Raw genomic sequence first — 20,483 nt, forward strand, 5'->3', positions numbered from 1 at the left:
AAGGATCAGACAATGCGCAAGACCTTGGATGTTCGCGGCCGCCGGGGCATCTATAGCCGAGAAATGCTAGGAATGAGGAACCGGAAATTGGACGCCCGATTTGAACAGATGATGGCCATACCCCGTGCAGAACGCGATTTTCAATTGTCGCCCAGCCTGTCTGCAAAGAATGCAGAAGCCACATTGGAAAGCATGGTTGTGGCAACGCACAAGGCACGGCAAGATCCTGACCTGTTGGTGCGGGCCGATATTGCCTATGGGCCACGACCGCGGCAAAAGCTGGATGTTTATTGCCCTGCGGCACCTGAAAAACGCCCCATGCCTGCTGTCATATTTCTTCATGGCGGTTTTTGGCAGGAAGGCGATAAATCGGTATCGGGTTTTGGTGCTGCTGCCTTTGCCGGATTGGGATGGGCAAACATCGCTGTTGGTTACAGTTTGACACCGGATGTCAGCTTGAGCGCCCTCACATCCGAGATTCATGAGGCGGTCAAATTCATCGCAGATCATGCGGCCAGTTGGGGTATTGATCCGGAACGCCTTGTTTTGGCTGGGCATTCTGCAGGCGGACATCTGGCGGCGACCGTACTTTGTGATCTTTTGAAAAGCGGTGCACAACGTTTGATATGCGGTGCTGTGCTGGTGAGTGGCGTTTTCGAGCTTGGTCCCATTGCTGCGTCTTACGTCCGAGACTTGACGCCAATGACGGCGGATGAGGTGCATGGTTTGTCGCCATTGCGCCATCCGCTCAAAGTCTCATTACCGGTACATATCCTTGTCGGTGCCGATGAACCAGAAGCGTTTGATCTGCAATCCGTGGTGCTGCGCGACAAGTGGTCGGATGTGATCCCCGAATTGACGTTTGACCGGGCAAAAGGGCGTGATCATTTTGACATTCTGGAGGAGTTGTCTGCATCAGGATCGCCCACCGTTGAAGCAATCGCCAGGATGTTCAGCCCAACGATGAAAGACTGATTGATTTCACGGGGTTCCCTGCGCAGGATGTGCCGAACGTTCAGGCAATACAGGCCTAACCTGGTAATACACACAGAGGATGGATCATGATCAGCAAGGAATTGAACGATGCGATCACCCTTACCGGACCAGCGACAGATGCAGGAGCGGTCCTGCGCCGCTATTGGCAACCCGCTGCTCTGTCGGACGAGTTGATCGGTGATCGGCCCGTTGTTCCTGTGACATTGTTAGGCGAACGGCTTGTCCTGTTTCGGGACAATGAAGGTGAATTGGGATTGATCGACCGCCACTGCCCGCACCGCGGTGCGGATTTGTGTCATGGCAGGCTTGAGGACAACGGCCTGCGGTGTCCGTTTCATGGCTGGCATTTTGACCGAACCGGCCAATGTGTCGAACAGCCCGGTGAACCGGATGGCAGTCGGATGCACGAGAGCATTCGCAGCACCTCTTATCCGGTTGTGGAAAAGAACGGAATAATTTTTGCCTATATGGGACCGGGCGAACCACCTGTATTTCCGAATTTCGATTGCTTTCGCGCGCCTGATACCCATGTTTTCGCCTTCAAAGGTCTGTGGGAATGCAACTGGCTGCAAGCGATGGAGGTCGGCATCGATCCGGCGCATGCATCTTTCCTGCATCGGTTTCTCAAGGACGAAGACCCGGCGGAAAGCTATGGCAAACAATTCCGCGACAAGGCGGCGGATACCAATATCCCGATGACGAAACTGTTGCGCGAATATACGAATCCCGAAATCGAAGTGGAAGAAACCGACTATGGCTTGCGCCTGATCGCGCTGCGCCATCTGGACGCGGCGAAAACCCATATCCGCATTACCAACCAGATTTTTCCACAGGCTATTTCCATTCCGATGAGTCGCGAGATGATCATCACGCAATGGCACGTGCCGATAGATGATGAACATTGCTACTGGTATTCGATGTTTACCAGCTTCAGGGCACCGGTGGACAAGGAATTGATGCGTGCGCAACGGCTCAAGGAGCATCGCCTGCCTGACTACGCGCCGCTAAAGAACAAGCGGAATAATTACGGCTTTGACCCTGAGGAACAGCGCACCGAAACCTATACCGGCATGGGTATGGACATCAACGTGCATGACCAATGGGCGGTGGAAAGCCCTGGTCCGATCTTTGACCGCACCCGCGAACATCTGGGCAAGACCGATGTCGCGATCATTAAATATCGTCGTATGTTGCGGGCTGCGATAGCGGCGGTGAAAGACGGACAGGAGGACACCTTGCCGATGCGCAATGGCGTGGATCCGACGGCGGTCTATGGCCCGATCTCGAATGATACGATTGGCGACAAGAAGGAATGGCGCGAAGTGTCGGCAGCCAGCGACGCGGAGCGGCGGGCAGAGTGCACCGATTGGGATGCAACGGTGTGAGGGCTGTATGAAGGCGCTGAAAGACAGGATCGCCGCGGGAACCCTGGCGCGGGCCGGCGTTCTGGATGAAGCACGGATTGACCATTGTGTTGAAATCATTGCGCAGGCCGAGGCCGCCAAACTGGAAACAGTGCGTGTGCTTTTCACCGATCAGCATGGGGTGTTGCGCGGCAAGGCCATTGTAGCAAGTGCTTTGCCCTCGCTTTTTGCAGAGGGGATGGCGGCACCGTCGACCTTGCTGCTGAAAGACACGTCGCATCGTACCGCTTTTCCGGTCTGGGATGCGACGGGCGATGTCGCCGGAAATATGCGCGGTGCGGGCGACATTCTGATGCTGCCTGACCCTGCAACCTTTTGTATTCTGCCCTGGTCGCCCCGTTCTGCATGGGTTTTGTGTGATCTGGTCGATGCCTCAGGTGCCGCTACACCGTTTTGCACCCGCTCGATCCTGCGCCGTGCCCGGAACAGCCTGGCGGAACAAGGCATGGCGCTGGTGGTCGGGCTGGAAGTGGAATTTCATGTTTTTCGTAAATCCGATGCGCGACTGGATCACGCGGATGCCACGATGCCGGGTCAACCGGTGCGAACAACGAACCTCGCTCAGGGGTATCAATATCTGACCGAAACGACCTACGATACGCTTGAGCCGGTGATGGATGAACTGCGCCGTATATGTCAGGGTTTGGGCCTGCCGATCCGTTCCATGGAAGTGGAGATGGGGCCAAGTCAGTTTGAATTTACCTTTGATCCTGCCGACCCGATGACCCATGCAGACAACATGGTCAAGTTTCGCACGGCGGTGAAAGAGGTTTGTTCCCGTCAGGGGCTGCATGCAACTTTCATGTGCAAGCCGAATCTGGCGAATACGGCGGCAAGCGGCTGGCACTTGCATCAATCGTTGGTAAATATTGATACCGGTGAAAATCTGTTTGAGCAGTCGGGAAATGAACTTACTGCATCCTGTAGCGCCTGGATTGCCGGTTTGCTGAAACATGCCTGCGCATCCTGCCTGCTCAGTACACCGACGGTAAATGGATACAAACGCTATCTGCCACATCAACTGGCCCCGAACCGCGTTGTGTGGGGACGTGACAACAGAGGGGCGATGCTTCGTGTCTTGGCGAAACAGAGCGACCCGGCCAGCCGGATCGAAAACCGCGTTGCAGAGCCCGCAGCCAATCCTTACCTGTTTTTTGCCAGCCAGATCATCGGAGGAATGGATGGTCTGGCGCGCAAGCTATGTGCGACAGAAGCGGTAGAAGACCCCTATGATTCCGCGGCCGAACCGCTGCCCGACACCTTGTTAGATGCGATCGAAGCCTTTGGCAGTTCGCAACTTTTCCGGGAAAAATTGGGGGACGAATTTGTTGACTACCTTTGCCACATCCGGCGTTCCGAATGGGACCGCTATCACAGGACGGTGTCAGAGTGGGAGCAGCAGGAGTATTTTGGCTTGTACTGACCGGCTTGCAAAATGGCCGGATTGAATGTCTAAATTGACGAAGGAAATGAACAGGAGTTCTTTTAATGGAAATGTGGGCAGGTAGTGTGGCGATTGTTACTGGCGGCGCCTCTGGACTGGGGGCCGCAACGGCACAGGCGCTGGCGGATGCCGGGCTGAAGGTTGCTGTTTTTGACCTGAATGTCGAAGCCGGACAGGCCCATGCAAAAAAGCTTGGTGGGACCTTCCACAGTGTTGATGTCTCGGATCCAGCGCAAGTCAAAGCGGCGATGGATGAAGTGACGCAACAGTTGGGCAGCCCGCGTGTGCTGGTTAATTGTGCAGGCATCGGCCCCGCCAGCAAAACCGTGTCTCGTGGTGAACCGCATGATCCGGCAATGTTCGCCAAGGTAATCGGAATCAATCTGATCGGATCATTCATCTGCGCTTCCGAAGCCGCATCGCGCATGGTCGCAGCTGAACCGATGGCACCTGACGGCGCACGCGGTGTGATCATCAACACCGCATCGGTCGCAGCATATGAAGGCCAGGTCGGGCAAGTGGCCTATGCGGCGTCAAAGGGGGGCATCGTTGGAATGACGCTGCCTATGGCACGGGATCTCGCCGACAAGGGCGTGCGGGTTTGTACCGTTGCACCCGGTCTTTTCCTGACGCCTCTGCTGGAAGGGCTGCCACAGGAAGTACAGGACTCACTTGGCGCTCAGGTACCGTTCCCCTCGCGGCTCGGCCGGCCCGCAGAATATGGCAAGCTGGTGTGCCATATCCTCGACAATCCGATGTTGAACGGTGAAGTGATCCGTCTTGACGGGGCCATTCGGATGGCACCGCGCTAAACCAACGCTGTGATAGTAGAGACAGGACAGAATGTTCTTTCTCTACTCCTCTTCCACAGGGAAAAGTGTACGGTCCGCTTCGGGCACATTCAACGTCGACCATGTATCATCGCGTGGCGGCGCGGGCGGTGTTTCGCAGCTGCCTTTGTGAATGTTCACCTTGGCGATAAAATTCGCGGAAATCGGAGCCGTTACAAACAGAAATGCCATGATCAGCAATTCGTGCATCGATCCGTCACCGTAGGTATAGGAATGGATCATCGAGGCCAGTAGCAATGCGCCGATCCCTATCGTCCCGACTTTGGTCGGGGCATGCAGGCGGGTCATGGGATCGTTGAATTTCAACAGGCCAATCGTTCCCACCAGTGCAAAACCCGAGCCGATCAAAAGGCAAATGCCAACCAGATATGTTCCGATGATTTCAAAACTCATTCGATGATGTCCCCCCGCAGAATGAACCGCGCGTAGGCGACGGTCGACACGAAACCAAGCATTGCAATGATCAGCGTCACTTCGAAATAGATACGTGTGCCTTGGGCAATGCCCAACAAAACGATCAGGCCGATGGCGTTTACCACCATTGTATCCAGCGCGAGAATGCGATCGCCGACAGAAGGGCCAATGACCAGCCGCACCATTGACAGGATCTGAGCAAACCCAGTGGCGATAAAGGCGATGATAAAGGCGATGTTCATGAAATCGGTTGCAGCGCTCATAGGAAAATCTCCTTCAGCCGACGCTCGTAACGCTGTTTTATCTCGTCCAGGTCCGCTTGGGGGTCATCAGTATGCAGTACATGCACAAGCAGACTGTGCCCTTCGTCGGAAAGATCCGCGGATACGGTGCCGGGGGTCAGTGTTATGGTGCCGGCCAGCACGGTAATCGCCTCTGGCTGGACAAGATCCAGTGGCACCACGATCCAAGCCGGTTTAAGCTTGTTGTTGGGAACGCTTATCACGATCCAGGCCACCTGAATGTTGGCGATCATGATGTCCCACAATACGATTATCGAGTAAGAAAACATCCGGGCCAGATTGATATTGCCGGGGCGTTCAGGCCACCAGACAGCAGTGCCTTTGGTGATGACGATGCCCAGGATCACACCATAAACGACCATTCCTGCGGAAAAGTTGTTTTGTAACAGGATCCACACAAGCGCCAGCAAGACCGTCAACAGCGGATGCGGAAACAGCCAGTGGAAAAAGCGGGTCATTTCAGTGCTCCTCCTTGGCTGGGGTGCTCAGTTTGCCGGGGGTGTCCAATACGGTCGAGACATAGGGTTGCGGTGCAAAAAGCTGCGAGGCGGTATGTTCCACATAGCTGTAGGCAGGACCGGCAAAAACCGTATGGGCAACAAGCAACACAAGCAAACCGCTGACGGCGGCATAGGACAGGGCATTCGGGGCAGGTGCCGGTTCTTCGTTCTCTTCTGCGTTGATGGTCCTGGCTTTCCAGAACAGCACAGCACCGGCGCGGGAGAACCCCACAAGACAGACAAGACTGGACCCAAGAACCACAGCCCAAATCCAGACTGCTGCAGATGTGCCCAAACCTGCATTGAGGATCAGCAATTTACCGACAAAGCCCGATAGGGGCGGCAGACCAGCCATGGCAATCGCAGCAATAAAGAACAGGGCCGAAGTCAGTGCCGCACCCGAAATGGGGGGCATTGCCGTCAGCACCAGAGATTCCCTGCCTGCGCGAACGAGGTCGGTTATTAAAAACAGTGCTGCGGCGGCCAATGTCGAATGAATGATGTAATACAAGGCGGCGGTGATGCCTGCGGGGGTGAACATCGCAATAGCAACCAAAACCATGCCCATGGACCCAATAACGGAAAAAGCGACCAAACGGTCCAGTTTTCTGGCGGCCAGCACGCCAAACATGCCAAGCGCAAGGGAGGCAAGGGCCGCTGGCATCAGCCAGATGGTATGGAGTCCCATGGTCACGCCTGCATCCGGAGGAAAGATCAGGGTATAGACGCGAATGATGGCATAGGCACCGACTTTGGTCATGATCGCGAACAGGGCCGCAACGGGCGCCGGGGCTTCGGCATAGCTGGACGGGAGCCAGAAGTGCAGCGGTACGATGGCGGCCTTGATCGCAAAGACCAGGAGCAACAAGACGGCTGCAATGCGGATACCGGCGGTATCCGTCGCATCGATCATCGCTACGCGCTGAGCCAGGTCAGCCATGTTTAGCGTGCCGGTCTGCGCATAAATCGCGCCAAGCGCGAAGAGAAACAATGTAGAGCCGATGAGGTTGAACAACACATATTGCACGCCAGCCCGAAGGCGCAGGTTACCGCCACCGTGGATCATCAATCCATAGGAGGCAATTAGAAGCACTTCGAAAAACACAAAAAGGTTGAACAGGTCACCCGTCAGAAATGCACCCATGAGCCCCATCAACTGAAACTGGAAAAGCGCATGAAAGTGCCAACCGCGCTTGTCCCATCTGGACCCGATTGCATAGAGCAGCACGAATAGCGCCAGCACCGCCGTCAGGAGAACCATGAGTGTCGACAGCCTGTCGCCAACAATCACGATGCCAAAGGGCGCGGCCCAGTCGCTCAGTTGGTAAAGCGTCACCGTTCCGTCTGAGGCCTGCCAGGCAAGGCCGGCTGAGATGGCGATCAAGGCCAATACGCCGGCAACGGAAACTGCCCGTTGGATAATGATGTGATACCGAGCCGCCAGTACGATAAAAGGCGCAAGCAGCGCTGGCAAAATGATCGGCGCAATAATCCAGTGCATCATGACTGTTCCTCCGCGTCGGGATCATTGACCTTGTCGTTGCTGCCCCCCAGATAAGCCCCGAGCGCAATCATCACGATCACAGCTGTCATTCCGAATGAGATCACAATCGCGGTCAGAACCAAGGCCTGCGGCAAGGGATCAGTATATTGCACCGTATCGCTGAGAATTGGCGGAGCGGCGATTGTCAGACGGCCCGAAGCAAAGAGAAACACGTTCACAGCATAGGTCAGAAGGGACACGCCCATGATGACCGGGAAGGTGCGCAACCGCAGCACCAGATACATGCCTGCAGCAGTCAGAATCCCGATTGCGGAGGCGACAAGCAGTTCAAGTTCCATGCTATACGCCCTCCCTTTTCGGGTTGCCGGGATCGGCAGGGTCGTAGCCCTTGCGAGAGGGATCAATATCCATCGGATGTTCGCTGTCCTGCATATCGGTGCGCCGTGCAAGGCGCGAGAAACTTTCCAGGGACAACATCACCGCGCCAACAACAGCCAGGAAAACCCCAAGATCAAACAGGGCGGCGGTGGCCAGTTCGAACTTTTCAAAAGGTGGAATACGCACATAGGCGAAATCGGATGTGAGGAAGGGTTTGCCCACAAACCAGGATCCGATGCCGGTCAGTCCCGCGATCAGCACACCCGCCCCGATCACCCCGTGATAGGGATAACGCAGTCGTGTTGTGGCCCAGCTAAACCCGCTGGCCATATATTGCATGACAACGCCAATCGACACGATGAGCCCGGCGATAAACCCTCCGCCAGGTTCGTTGTGCCCGCGCATGAAGACATAAAATCCGACCAGCATGACCACCGGCATCAAGACACGGGTCAGCACAACCATCATCATCGGATGCATGTCCCCTGCACGCGGTTGATCCGGTGTTCGGTTCAGCAATCGTGCGCGCACCGGACCGTCAAGCAAAGCTTCGGTCAATGCGAAGATCAGCAATGCTGCGATGCCCAGAACGATGATTTCGCCGAAGGTGTCAAAGCCACGAAAATCAACAAGGATCACGTTCACCACATTGTTGCCGCCGCCACCCTTGTAGGAATTGGCGAGGTGGAATTCGGAAATCGGTGTGGCGACCGCGTCGCGCAACAGGAAATGATAGGCCATGCCAAAAGTTGCAAGTCCCGAGGCAACGGCAATGCCGCCGTCGCGTACCCGGCGCAGGACCGAACTTTCGATGGGGGTGCGATTGGGCAGAAAATTCAAGGCCAGCAATAGAAGAATGATCGTAACCACTTCGACAGTGATCTGCGTCATGGCCAGATCAGGGGCGCTAAAGAACACAAATCCGACCGAGACCATGAGACCGACAATCCCGATCAGGATAAGCGACAACAGGCGGTTGCGATGCAGAAAGACCAATCCGACCGTTGCCGTGACCAACATTCCCCATCCAGCGATTTCGACCGGGCCTGCGCTTTGTGGTGCGCGGGTAGCGGGGCCAACGGTGCCGGTCATCCAGGCATGATACCCCATGGCGACCATGGTAACGGCTGCGATGGCAGCATACCGTGAAAACGAACCGTTGTGCAGTGGGTGCATGATGGCGCGGGTGAGGGATACGATTGCTTCGATCAGACCTTCAAAGATGGTCTTGGCCTCGGGACGCGGTGTCGCATCCCACAGTCTCAGAAGCGGCTTGAACAGGAACAACGCGATCAAACCACCCACAACTGCAGCGATGGACATGAACAGGGCGGGAACCAACCCGTGCCAGATCTTGAAATGTGCTTCAGGCACCTCAGCCGCTTCGCCCAGTAGGGAGGCCGTGACGATCTTGACAAAAGGCTCGGCCAGAAACGGTGCACAGCCAATCATTACGACCAGGACAACCAATAATGCGGGCGGCCCCCACATGCCAAAACCCGGATCATGGGGTGCGGCAGGATAATCGTCGCGCTTGGGACCCAGAAATGTATGTGAAATCAAACGGAAACAATAGGCAGCGGAAAACAGCGATCCCAGCACAGCCAGTCCGGGTACAAGCCAGAGTGACCCAAACAGGATGGTGTGATGAGCCTCTTCCAGCATCATTTCCTTGGATAGGAAACCGTTGAGCAGAGGGATGCCTGCCATCGAAAGCGCCGCAATGGTCGCAATTGCAAAGGTGACGGGCATCAGGTGCCGCAAACCGCCCAGGCGGCGGATGTCGCGGGTATTGGTTTCGTGGTCGATGATGCCTGCGGACATGAAAAGGGCGGCCTTGAAAGTCGCGTGATTGAGAATGTGAAACACCGCCGCCATGGCACCAAAGGCGGTGCCCGTCCCCAATAACATCGTGATCAGGCCCAGATGGCTCACTGTTGAAAAGGCAAGCAAGGCCTTGAGATCGTGTTTGAACAAGGCGATCACGGCACCCAGGACCATAGTGATTAGGCCGGCCGAAGTGACGATGATCACCCATTCCGGCGTGCCCGACAGCACCGGCCAAAGCCGCGCCATCAGGAAAATACCGGCCTTCACCATCGTTGCAGAATGTAGATAGGCCGAGACAGGCGTAGGTGCCGCCATTGCGTGAGGCAGCCAGAAATGAAAAGGGAACTGTGCCGATTTGGTGAAACATCCCAGCAAGATCAGTAAAAGCGCAGGAACATACAGCGGGCTGGCCTGAATGATTTCACCCTTTTGCAGGATCACGCTCAGGTCATAACTGCCGGCGATATTACCCAGCAAGAGCATGCCCCCGATGAGGGCGAGCCCCCCCATGCCGGTAACCGTCAGCGCCATCCGCGCACCTTGGCGACCTTCGGGAAGGTGTTTCCAATAGCCGATCAACAGGAACGATGATAGCGAGGTAAGTTCCCAAAAAACGAGTAAAAGCAATATATTATCAGATAGTACAATGCCAACCATCGCCCCTTGGAACAACAGAAGGTAGGTAAAGAACTCTCCCATATTGTCGTCACGAGACAGGTAGAACCGGGCATAGGTAATGATCAACAGGCCAATACCGAGGATCAGCAGGGCAAAGAAAAAACCCAACCCGTCCAGCATCAAGTTGACGTTCATACCAAGCGACGGCATCCAGTTTATGCCAGTCGTCACAACCTCGCCTGCCAGAACAGTCGGCAGGTTGCTTAACAAACCGACAAAGGCGGCCAGTGTCACGGTAAAGGTAACGCCGGCGCAGGTCTGCCGCCCCGCGTTGTTCATGATGCCGGGTAGGAAGGCACCCAAAAAGGGAAGGGCGACGATAAGGAAGAGGGACACGCGAACTCCTGATCAAGGGCCTGAATGGCCTAACAACTTTTGGGTTATTAGTCCGGTTTTCTCAAGCGAAACCGGACATTTTCCTGCCAATTTTCACGATGAGCAAGGTGAGCGAGGATTTTGAGCCCGATCAATCGGTAGAATGGTGCAGACCAAGAGGTCCAATTCAGGACAGGTTTGCCTGCATATCCTCCAGCAATTTGTCCGACGCTTTGGCAAGCAAGGAAACATCCGATCCGCAGGCTACAAAACTGAAACCGTCCTTCAGCAACTCGGTTGCAAATGACGGATCCAGCACCAAAGTGCCTACTGGCATGCCTCTGGCCATCAGCTTTTTTGCCACTGGTTTGATCAAGGCCCAGACCTCGGGGTCCATCGGTTTGCCAACTTTTCCAATGTCGGCCGCAATATCCGCCGGCCCGAAAAAGATACCCGAGACACCGTCAACGGCCGCGATTTCCTCAGCGCAAGCCAGAGCAGCGGTGGATTCAAGTTGCAACAGTACTGTTGTTTCTTCTTCGATACGGGCAACATAATCGGTGACCCGTCCGAACTTGTTGGCCCGGACGGCACCTGACACGCCGCGTGTGCCGTTTGGCGGATAGCGTGTGCTGGCGACGGCCTGTTCTGCCTCTTGCACCGTTTGGATCATCGGGAACAACAGCCCTGATGCGCCTAGGTCCAGCAGGCGCTTGACCGTCACAGGGTCGTTCCATTCGGGGCGCACGATCGGCGTGGTTGTCGTGCCGGAAAATGCCTGCAACTGGCCCAGAACCGAAAAATAATCGTTGGGTGTATGCTCCATATCAATAAGGGCCCAATCAAATCCGGCGGGGGCTGTGACTTCGCTGGCAAAGGGGCTGGACAAGCTGATCCAGAGGCCGATCTGTTTCTTGCCGGCAGCAAGGGCGCGGGTAAAAGTGTTGGCTGCGAGTTTCATCAGACTGGTTCGCCCTTGGTGATCGCAGCTTGGACACTGGCAATGGCGTCTGCCGATAATCCGTAGGTTTCTGCTGCCGTCTGGGCTGAAATGTAACCACGCGCCAGATCGCGTTTGACCAATGCGACGGGGCGTTCGGCTGGCGTGCCGTATCCGCCGCCGCCCGGGAATGCCATCATCACCTTACGTCCGTGCGGGACAAATTGCTTTCCCTTGCCATACATTCTGGTGCCGTCATCCTGAGCAATCGTCGTGGATGCACCTGCGGCACCACCGCGCCGCCCGCGGGCAGGGTGGTCGACGCGATCAAACATCGCCTGAAGGTCAAATTCGTGCCCTTCACGTGCGCCAACAACCATATATTGGCCCAGCCCGCCGCGATGCTTGCCTGCGCCCCCGGAATCGGGGCGTAGCTCCTTGCGCCAGATGATCACGGGCCCCGCGTGTTCGGTTGCCTCAACCGGCATTGTCATCACGCCAGAGGGAAAGGCCGTGGCATTCAACCCGTCATGGGCAGGTCGGGCACCGGAACCGCCGGAGTTAAAGGTTAAAACCTCGCGGCGCACGGCATCATTTGGTGCAGGCGCATCCATTCTGGGCCGCAGTGACACCTGAAAGTTGCACAGACAACCTGCGCCCTCGGCAGGGACAAGGCCGGGCACGATCTTGTCAAAGGCGTTAAACACCACATCAGGAATGAAATGACCGACAATATGGCGCAGGGCTACCGGGGCAGGATGCAATGCGTTGACAATGGTGTTGTCGGGTGCCGTGATCTGGAACGGGGCAAGAGATGCCGCGTTATTTGGAATTTCCGGCGCGATCGCGACTTTGAGTGCATAACAGGCATAGGCCTTGGCATAAACCAGGGGACAATTGATTCCCTTGCGGTCAACACCGGACGAACCGGTGAAATCGGAAATGATGCGGTCTTCTTCGATTGTCAGTTTGACCTTGAGGGAGATCGGGGCGGAAAACCCGTCAACTGTCATTTCGCCGGTCGCAGTCTCGCGCGGGAGCGCCGCGATCCGTTCCAGAGTGGCGCGGCGTGAGTTGTCGAGGATAAAGGCGGCGATACTGTCCAGCGTTTCCAGTTCGAATTCCTGCATCATGTCGATCAATCGGCGATGGCCGATCTCGTTGCAGGTGGTCAGGGCATAGATATCGCCGATCAATTGATCCGGCTCGCGCACATTGCCGCGGATGATGCGCACCAGCGTTTGGTCGACCTCGCCACCGGCAGCAAATTTCATGATAGGGATGTACAGACCTTCTTCGTAGACGCTGGCCCCGTCGGCACCAAAACCGCGCCCGCCAATATCGACAACATGCGCAGTGCAGGCAAAAAAACCAACCAGGACATCGTTATGAAAGGACGGCGTGACCATTGTGATGTCGTGCAGGTGACCTGTGCCTTCCCAGGGATCATTGGTGATATAGACGTCCCCCTTGAAAATATTCTGCCGCCCGATGCGCCGGATGAAATGCGCGACCGCATCGGCCATGGCGTTCACATGCCCTGGGGTGCCGGTCACGGCCTGCGCCAACATCTGGCCATGGGTATCATAGACGCCGGCGGAAAGGTCGCCTGCCTCACGGACCGATGTGGAAAATGCAGTACGCACGAGGGCTTGTGCCTGTTCCTCGACAACTGAGATCAGGCGGTTCCACATCACCTGGTAGGCGACGGTTGAATGCTCTTTGGTCATGGATCAGCCTTTCATTTCGTTTACAGCGTCCTTGCCATGGACAAGCACGTCAATGCAGCCGTCAGGCTGGCGCAAGGCGGTACGGCTTGAGGGAACAATGATCGTCGTTTCATCCTCGGTTATCGCTGCCGGACCAACGGCTTGCATACCCTCCCTCATCTCTTGTCGCAAAATCACGGCGCTGTTCTGGAGGGCAGCCAAAGCAGGATCAAAAAGCGCACGATGCGTCGTGATCGGCGCGGTACCTGCCGGCTCGGCCGTGGCCACCCGCGCGATTTTCTCGGGAGGAGTTGTCGCATTCACAGACCAGACGGTGATCTCTATGTCGAGACCCTCGACCTTGCGGCCGAACAACTTGGCATAGTCTTCTTCAAACAAGCGCTGGAAAGTTGCGACATCTGGGTTTGTTGCCTCATCGACGTCAAGGATGATGGGAATTTCCCAGCCTTGACCCGAATATCGCATGTAAGCCTTGTATTCGGACAGGATTGTGGCGTCTGGCGCACAGGTGCGCACGAAACCTGTGGCCTCTGATTGTAACTCACCCAGCAGTCTCTTGATCCTGCCTGCGTCAAAGTCTGACAGTCGCATATAGACAGAGCGGTTTGCCTCAAAGCTGAAGGGAGCGCGTAAAAAGCCGATGGCCGATCCTACACCAGCGCCCGGCGGCACCAGCAACCGGTTCACACCAAGCTTTTCACAAAGACGTCCGGCATGCAGCGGGGCGGCACCGCCAAAGGCGATCATCGTATATTGTGAAAGGTCCTCGCCGTTTTCGACTGCGTGCACGCGCGCGGCATTGGCCATGTTTTCGTCAACCACTTCGGCAAGACCAAAAGCAGATGTGGCAGCGTCCATGTCCAGCACATCACCGAGAACGGAGGTCAAGGCGTTTTTGGAACTGTCGGTGTCTAACGTAATGCTCCCACCAGCAAAATTATCGGGATCGAGTTTGCCCAACACCAGATCTGCGTCGGTCACGGCGGGTTTCAGGCCTCCACGCCCGTAACAGGCAGGGCCCGGTTCGGAGCCTGCGCTTTCCGGTCCGACGCGAATCTGATGCATCGCATCGACATGGGCGAGCGATCCGCCACCTGCGCCGATCTCGACCATATCGATCACGGGAATTGAAATTGGCATGCCCGAACCTTTCTTGAACCGGTAGGTTCGCGCCACTTCGAAAACACGGGATGTTTTGGGCGTCTGGTTCTTGATCAGGCAAATCTTGGCCGTGGTGCCGCCCATGTCAAAGGACAGCACCTTGTCCAACCCGTAGCGCGCCGCGATGTGGGCGGCAAAGACCGCACCGCCTGCTGGACCGGATTCCACCAGACGCACGGGGAACTCCGCCGCACTTTCGATTGAGATAATCCCACCGCCCGAATGCATCAGGAATATGTTGCAACTGACACCCTCGTCCGCCAACCGCCCTTCCAGACGGCCCAGATAGGATTTCATCAACGGTTTTATATAGGCATTGGCAACCACGGTGTTAAAGCGTTCATATTCGCGCATCTGCGGCGATACTTCGGAGGAAAGTGAAACCATCGCATCCGGCATCATCTCTGCGAGGACATCGCGTACCAATTGTTCGTGACTGTTGTTGAGATAGGAATGGATCAGGCCAACGGCGACACTCTCATAGCCCGCCGTCTTGATCCGGGCAACGACATCCTCGACATCCGCCCGTGTGAGCGGGACCAGGATCGCACCCTGTGCATCCACCCGCTCGGTCAAGGTATAGCGCATCTGGCGGGGCAACAGAGGTTCAGGCAGGGTGAGATTCAGATCATATTGTTCAAACCGGGATTCGGTGCGCATTTCGATGACATCGCGAAAACCCTCGGTGGTGATCAACGCGGTCTTGGCACCGCGCCGCTCGATCAGGGCGTTGGTGGCCAATGTCGTGCCATGAATGATCTGGGTGATGGCAGCGGGTGTGATACCGGCTTTGGCGCAAACCTGGTGCATCCCGTCGATGATGGCATTTTCGGGTGCCACATAGGTGGTCAGCACCTTTGTTGAAAAAGTAGCGTCTTCAACCTCAAGCACGACATCCGTGAACGTCCCGCCTATGTCGACACCCAAACGAGCAGATGAAATGTGCATGAAGATCCCCCTAGGTTGCGCCAAACATAGGAACCAAAAACACCAAGATGCAAATCGTAATCTTGGCCATGCACTGTGTTTTGATAAATCAGGGCCCTGAATCCTCAGACACAGGGCCCTGTCGGGTTACGCCGCGTCAGGTGCGCGGGCGCCGATCGTTACGTTCAGGGTGACCTCTTTGCCACGGCGCAGAACTGTGATTTCTGCCGAAGCTTCCGGTGGTGTAGTGGCAACGGCGCGTGTCAGGTCGCGCAGTTCTGCAATTTCGACCTCGCCGAAGGACGTGATGATGTCACCCTTCTTCAGGCCTGCTTCTGATGCTGGGCTGTCCGCGCTTATCGCTTCGATGACTGCGCCTTTGGGCAGGTCGTAACCCAAAACTGCGGCCACTTCGGCTGTCATGGGCCGGATGCTGACACCCAACCAGCCCCGCGCCACCAACCCGTCGTCGGAAAGGTCGGCGACAATGGTCTGAACGAGGTCGGAAGGTACAGCAAAGCCAATCCCGACGGACCCGCCACCGGGAGAGATGATTGCGGTGTTGACGCCGATCACCCTGCCGGAGTTGTCAAACAGCGGGCCGCCTGAATTGCCACGGTTGATGGCGGCGTCGGTCTGGATGAAATCGTCAAAAGGACCCGACCGGATGTCGCGTGACAGGGCCGAAATGATGCCCGAAGTAACGGTACCGCCAAGGCCAAAGGGATTGCCAACTGCGACCACTTCGTCACCGACGCGCAGGTTTTCGGAGGTGCCAAAGGAAACTGTCGGCAGGTCCACATCGGCGATGATCTTGAGCACGGCGATATCTGTCAACGGATCGCTGCCGACAACCTCGGCGTCAAAACTGCGCCCGTCGGCCAACTTGACCTTGACCGTTTCTGCGCCTGCAACAACGTGGTGGTTGGTGACGATCTGTCCGTCTGCAGAGATGATGAAACCTGAACCCACGCCTTGATGCGGCGCATCCAGTTGCGGGAGGGCATCACGAAACTGTTCACGCAGTTGCGGTGGAAGATTGTCAGGCAACATGCCTGTCGCTGGTGTCGCCCTGGTGGTGACTTCGATAAAGACCACAGCTGGTGCCACGGTTTCCACCAAATCGGCATAGCCACCCGGAGGCACTGCAAATGCAGGTGAGGGCGCGAACGTCAGCGCGGAAGCAGACATGAGCGCAGCACTGAGCGCCAGGGCGGTTGCACGAGAGGTTAATTTCATTGGAGATCGCATTGGTATGCCTCATGATTGTCTTTGATGAGGGCAATATGCCTCCCCAAGATTACATCGGGCATTGGCCGTCTATACAAATTTGTAACCAGACGATGTCTGACAGCTTTATGTCCTATATAGGCAGGGTTGAACCCAATATCAGGCGGGCGAAATGAAACTATTGATTGTCGAGGACGACGCCACAACCGGCAGCTATATCGCACGGGGATTGCGTGAAGAAGGCCATGCTGTGGATCTTGTCGATAATGGCCGAGAAGGACTGATTGCCGCGACCTCGACCGCATATGATGTGGTCGTGCTGGACCGGATGTTGCCCGAAGTGGACGGTTTTACCATCCTGAAAACCCTGCGCGGTGCAGGGTTTACGACACCAGTTCTGTTGTTGACCGCACTCAGCGAAGTTGAAGACCGTATCGAGGGGCTGCAAGCGGGGGCTGATGACTATCTGGCCAAACCCTTTGCCTTTGGCGAATTGTCAGCGCGTGTTGCGGCGCTTGCGCGGCGGCCACAGGCGCTTGAGGCGGAAACCGTTTTGCGCGCGGGCGACCTGGAAATGAACCTGATCACCCGCAAGGTCACACGAAGCGGGGTCGAGATTGACCTTTTGCCGCGTGAATTTGCGCTACTCGAGCATTTCTTGCGCCGCAAGGGCCGTGTCCAGACCCGCACGATGTTACTGGAAAGCGTCTGGGACATTGGGTTTGATCCCGGCACCAATGTTGTTGAAACCCATGTCAGCCGGTTGCGGGCCAAAGTTGACAAGCCTTTTGAACGGGCGCTGATCGAAACGGTGCGTGGATCTGGCTATCGGATCGTCGCATGACAGGGCGGTTGCGCCAGATTTGGCGATCCATGCCCTTGCGGCTGGCAATTTTGCTGGTGGCGCTTTTTGCAACGGTCAGTTTGTTAAGCCTTGCGGCGAGTTATGCCGTGACGCAATCGTCCTTTGAGCAGACCATCCGCGCCGATCTAAGGCAGGACCTCGCAGGATTCCGCGCCGCCCCGACAGCACGCGCTGTCGCATTGCTTGTCGAGGCGGAATCGCGTGCGGCTGATCCCAACCGTTTCATCCTGAGTTATATCGCCCCGGACGGGCGCATCTATGGCAACGGGGCGATAGCGCGGGATGACAAGGGGTTTCACATTTTCTCGTTAAATCCTGATCGGGCGGAATTTGATGGTGAATATCTGTCGCTTACCGAGGCGCTTTATGGTGGCGTCATTACCGTTGCCCGTAGCCGTGTTGAAATCGTGGCCCTGCGCGATGTTTTCGTCAACATTCTGTTTATCAGCCTTCTACCAACCGTCGTAATCGCGCTTTCCGGTGGGTTGGTGCTTGCGCGTCGCTCCAAACGGCATGTGGAAGTGGTGAGTACTGCGCTTGATGAAATGACCAGTGGAGATCTGGCGGCACGGGTGGAGATCGGGCCGCGCTGGTCGGATGATCTCGTGCGAATTGGCGGCAAATTGAACCAGATGGCAGCGGCGCAGGAAGGTCAGATCCGTGCGCTTCGCGGCGTCACCTCGGACATCGCGCATGACCTGAAAACGCCACTGCAACGAGTAGCGCTTTACGTTCAGGATTTGCAGGACCGGGTAAAGGACAACGCACAAGCCGTTGAATTGACTGCACGGCTGGAGGGTGAAGTCGGAAACATGACACGTGTCTTTCAGGCACTCCTGCAACTGGCGCAAGTCGAAGCAGGATCACCAAAGGCACGGTTTGAAGAGGTCGATCTTGCTCAGGTGTGTCGTCACGTTGTTGAGGTGTTTGAAGAAAGCGCAGAAGCAAGCGGTCATAGTCTTGCGCTGGATCTCGATGTCGAATCGGCTGTGCTGCAAGGCGATCGCGCGCTTTTGGGGCAGATGGTTTCAAACCTGATCGAGAACGCCTTGCGTCATACCCCGGCAGGCACGGCCGTCACTGTCAGGCTGGGTCTGCACGGCCAAACCGCGCAGCTGCAGGTTGTTGACACCGGTTCGGGTATCCCTGTCGCAGAGCGGCAAAAGGTACTGCAACGCCTCTATCGACTGGACAGGAGCCGCAAGACACCGGGGCACGGACTTGGCTTGAGCCTTGTTGAGGCTGTGGCCACTTTGCACGGGGCAAGGCTGGTTCTGGAGGACAACAATCCCGGCCTGCGCGTCATCGTCACCTTCGTGACGTAACTGGGCAATTTATTCCTGCTTTTGCCTTGTCATTCGCGGGGCGCTCTGGCCATTTGCAATAAAAAGCCACAGATGAGGACAGGTTCCATGCGTGCCATGCAAGTTATTGCTTATGATACACCGCTTGCGCTGCAGGACATTGAAAGGCCGGTGCCCCTGTCGAGCGAAGTACTGGTTCAGGTCGACACTTGTGGTATGAACTTTGGTGATACTCTGATGATCAAAGGCACATATCAGGAAAAACCGGCTTTGCCTTTTACCCTCGGCATGGAACTGGCAGGGACAGTCGTTGCAGTTGGCGAAGGTGTCACCAGCCTCGCACCCGGTCAACGCGTCGCGGCCTATGCAGGCTCCGGCGGATTGGCGGAATTTGCTACCTTGTCCGCGGCATCTTGCGTGCCTATCCCGGATGAAATGTCGTCAATCGATGCCGCTGCCTTTCTGATCGCCTATGGCACCAGCCATGTCGCGCTTGATTACAAGGCGCGGTTGAAACCAGCAGAACGCCTGTTGGTGCTTGGTGCCTCGGGAGGGGTCGGGCTGACGGCGGTGGAATTGGGCAAGGTGATGGGTGCCGAAGTAATTGCTTGTGCACGTGGGGGTGAAAAACTGGAACTGTGCAAGGCTGCAGGAGCAAACCACCTGATCGATTCAGGAAGCGAAGATATTTACGAAAGGGTGAAGGTGCTGGGTGGTGCCGATATTGTATATGACCCGATTGGAGGCGATCAATTCAAGGCCGCGATGCGGGCATGCAACCCGGAAGCGCGGTTGTTGCCGATCGGTTTTGCCTCTGGCGAAGTGCCACAAATTCCGGCAAATATTCTGTTGGTCAAAAACATGACCGTAATGGGCCTCTATTGGGGGGCCTACGCCAAATTGCGCCCCTCGGTTCTGACCGACAGTTTCAAAACCCTGTTTGACTGGTACGTGGCGGGCAGGTTGAAACCGCATGTCAGCAATGTTTTCTCACTTGTTCAGGCGAATGATGCGCTTGATATGTTGCGCAAACGCACTGCCACAGGCAAGGTTGTCGTGCAGGTTGCATGATGATGACCTGTGCTGCGCGACGTCGTGAAGCCACATTAACCCCAGCCAAGGAATGCCCCTATGCAAATGTCCGATACCCGCCAGATCGCCGTACCGCCGGCGCAGGTCTATGCTGCCTTGCTGGATCCCGAGACATTGAAAAACTGCGTGCCTGGGGCACAAGAGGTGTCGGGTTCAGTTGAGGACGGCTTTGTTGCGACGGTTGTGCAAAAGGTCGGACCGGTTAAGGCGACCTTCAAGGGTGAGGTGACGATCTCTGATCTGGTGCCCGACACATCGCTCAAGATCGACGGATCGGGCAAAGGCGGCGCGGCCGGATTTGCCAAGGGCGGCGCCGAAGTTCGGTTGGCGGAAAAAGATGGCGGCACCGAACTGAGCTATGATGTCGAGGCCAAAGTGGGTGGTAAACTGGCGCAACTGGGCAGCAGGATCATCGACGGATTTGCCAAGAAAATGGCGGATCAATTCTTTGAAAATCTTCAGAAGTCGTTGGAAGGGCCAACCGATGTTGCAGCGTCAGAAGACGTAGGTGAAACGCCAGCCAAAAAAGGCTGGTTTGGTCGTTCAAAGTCGTGAACGCCCTGTTACCTTTGTGCAAGCTGGTTTAGGTCTTGCGTGC

At 56.3% G+C, this 20,483-nt stretch carries 18 protein-coding genes; 8 read left to right on the forward strand and 10 right to left on the reverse strand.

All coding sequences use genetic code 11. The features are described from left to right. Nucleotides 1-12: 12 nt before the first annotated feature. The 4 genes from OS190_RS04150 to OS190_RS04165 all read left to right on the forward strand — a co-directional run bounded on the left by OS190_RS04150 (nt 13) and on the right by OS190_RS04165 (nt 4,676). Nucleotides 13-975, forward strand: coding sequence for an alpha/beta hydrolase (locus OS190_RS04150; protein ID WP_267157409.1), 963 nt, complete (start codon nt 13-15; stop codon nt 973-975). A gap of 86 nt (nt 976-1,061) precedes the next feature. Next, on the forward strand, nt 1,062-2,381 hold the full coding sequence (locus OS190_RS04155; RefSeq protein WP_267157410.1) for an aromatic ring-hydroxylating dioxygenase subunit alpha: 1,320 nt from the start codon (nt 1,062-1,064) through the stop codon (nt 2,379-2,381). Nucleotides 2,382-2,388: 7 nt separating this feature from the next. Then, nucleotides 2,389-3,843, forward strand: a complete 1,455-nt coding sequence (locus tag OS190_RS04160; protein ID WP_267157411.1) for a glutamine synthetase family protein — start codon at nt 2,389-2,391, stop codon at nt 3,841-3,843. Nucleotides 3,844-3,908: 65 nt separating this feature from the next. Further along, entirely contained in the window at nt 3,909-4,676 is a 768-nt protein-coding gene (locus OS190_RS04165; protein WP_267157412.1) for an SDR family NAD(P)-dependent oxidoreductase, read from the forward strand. A 42-nt stretch (nt 4,677-4,718) separates the two neighbouring features. Here OS190_RS04165 and OS190_RS04170 read toward each other — a convergent pair whose 3' ends face one another. The 10 genes from OS190_RS04170 to OS190_RS04215 form a co-directional block, all read right to left on the reverse strand. Then, nucleotides 4,719-5,108, reverse strand: coding sequence for a Na+/H+ antiporter subunit G (locus OS190_RS04170; protein WP_267157413.1), 390 nt, complete (start codon nt 5,106-5,108; stop codon nt 4,719-4,721). Beyond that, the gene (locus tag OS190_RS04175) at nt 5,105-5,371 is read right to left on the reverse strand and encodes a K+/H+ antiporter subunit F (protein WP_267158289.1); all 267 of its coding nucleotides are present in this window, start codon (nt 5,369-5,371) and stop codon (nt 5,105-5,107) included. The genes OS190_RS04170 and OS190_RS04175 overlap by 4 nt, the downstream gene beginning before the upstream one ends. Nucleotides 5,372-5,388: 17 nt before the next feature. Further along, nucleotides 5,389-5,889 (reverse strand): Na+/H+ antiporter subunit E, encoded by a 501-nt coding sequence (locus tag OS190_RS04180; RefSeq protein WP_267157414.1) that lies wholly within the window; start codon nt 5,887-5,889, stop codon nt 5,389-5,391. A 1-nt stretch (nt 5,890) separates the two neighbouring features. After that, nucleotides 5,891-7,435, reverse strand: a complete 1,545-nt coding sequence (locus OS190_RS04185; protein WP_267157415.1) for a monovalent cation/H+ antiporter subunit D — start codon at nt 7,433-7,435, stop codon at nt 5,891-5,893. Continuing rightward, a complete protein-coding gene (locus tag OS190_RS04190) occupies nt 7,432-7,773 on the reverse strand; it encodes a Na+/H+ antiporter subunit C (protein ID WP_267157416.1) in 342 nt (113 codons plus the stop codon). The genes OS190_RS04185 and OS190_RS04190 overlap by 4 nt, the downstream gene beginning before the upstream one ends. 1 nt (nt 7,774) lies before the next feature. Then, nucleotides 7,775-10,657 (reverse strand): monovalent cation/H+ antiporter subunit A, encoded by a 2,883-nt coding sequence (locus tag OS190_RS04195; RefSeq protein WP_267157417.1) that lies wholly within the window; start codon nt 10,655-10,657, stop codon nt 7,775-7,777. A gap of 166 nt (nt 10,658-10,823) precedes the next feature. After that, entirely contained in the window at nt 10,824-11,597 is a 774-nt protein-coding gene (locus OS190_RS04200) for an HpcH/HpaI aldolase family protein (RefSeq protein ID WP_267157418.1), read from the reverse strand. Further along, on the reverse strand, nt 11,597-13,306 hold the full coding sequence (locus OS190_RS04205; RefSeq protein WP_267157419.1) for a hydantoinase B/oxoprolinase family protein: 1,710 nt from the start codon (nt 13,304-13,306) through the stop codon (nt 11,597-11,599). The genes OS190_RS04200 and OS190_RS04205 overlap by 1 nt, the downstream gene beginning before the upstream one ends. Before the next feature lie 3 nt (nt 13,307-13,309). Then, on the reverse strand, nt 13,310-15,415 hold the full coding sequence (locus OS190_RS04210; RefSeq protein WP_267157420.1) for a hydantoinase/oxoprolinase family protein: 2,106 nt from the start codon (nt 15,413-15,415) through the stop codon (nt 13,310-13,312). 126 nt (nt 15,416-15,541) lie between these two features. After that, nucleotides 15,542-16,645, reverse strand: a complete 1,104-nt coding sequence (locus OS190_RS04215) for a trypsin-like peptidase domain-containing protein (protein WP_416237370.1) — start codon at nt 16,643-16,645, stop codon at nt 15,542-15,544. A gap of 151 nt (nt 16,646-16,796) precedes the next feature. On the opposite strand from OS190_RS04215, the gene OS190_RS04220 reads away from it, so the two are divergent. The 4 genes from OS190_RS04220 (at nt 16,797) to OS190_RS04235 (ending at nt 20,440) form a co-directional block, all read left to right on the forward strand. Continuing rightward, entirely contained in the window at nt 16,797-17,468 is a 672-nt protein-coding gene (locus OS190_RS04220) for a response regulator (protein WP_267157422.1), read from the forward strand. Then, entirely contained in the window at nt 17,465-18,814 is a 1,350-nt protein-coding gene (locus tag OS190_RS04225; protein ID WP_267157423.1) for a HAMP domain-containing sensor histidine kinase, read from the forward strand. Before OS190_RS04220 ends, OS190_RS04225 begins: the two co-directional genes overlap by 4 nt. 87 nt (nt 18,815-18,901) lie before the next feature. Then, a complete protein-coding gene (locus OS190_RS04230; RefSeq protein WP_267157424.1) occupies nt 18,902-19,864 on the forward strand; it encodes an NADPH:quinone oxidoreductase family protein in 963 nt (320 codons plus the stop codon). A 60-nt stretch (nt 19,865-19,924) separates the two neighbouring features. After that, entirely contained in the window at nt 19,925-20,440 is a 516-nt protein-coding gene (locus OS190_RS04235) for an SRPBCC family protein (RefSeq protein ID WP_267157425.1), read from the forward strand. Nucleotides 20,441-20,483 lie beyond the last annotated feature (43 nt).

Origin of the sequence: Sulfitobacter sp. F26204 (assembly GCF_026410305.1) — a bacterium.
GTDB lineage: Bacteria > Pseudomonadota > Alphaproteobacteria > Rhodobacterales > Rhodobacteraceae > Sulfitobacter.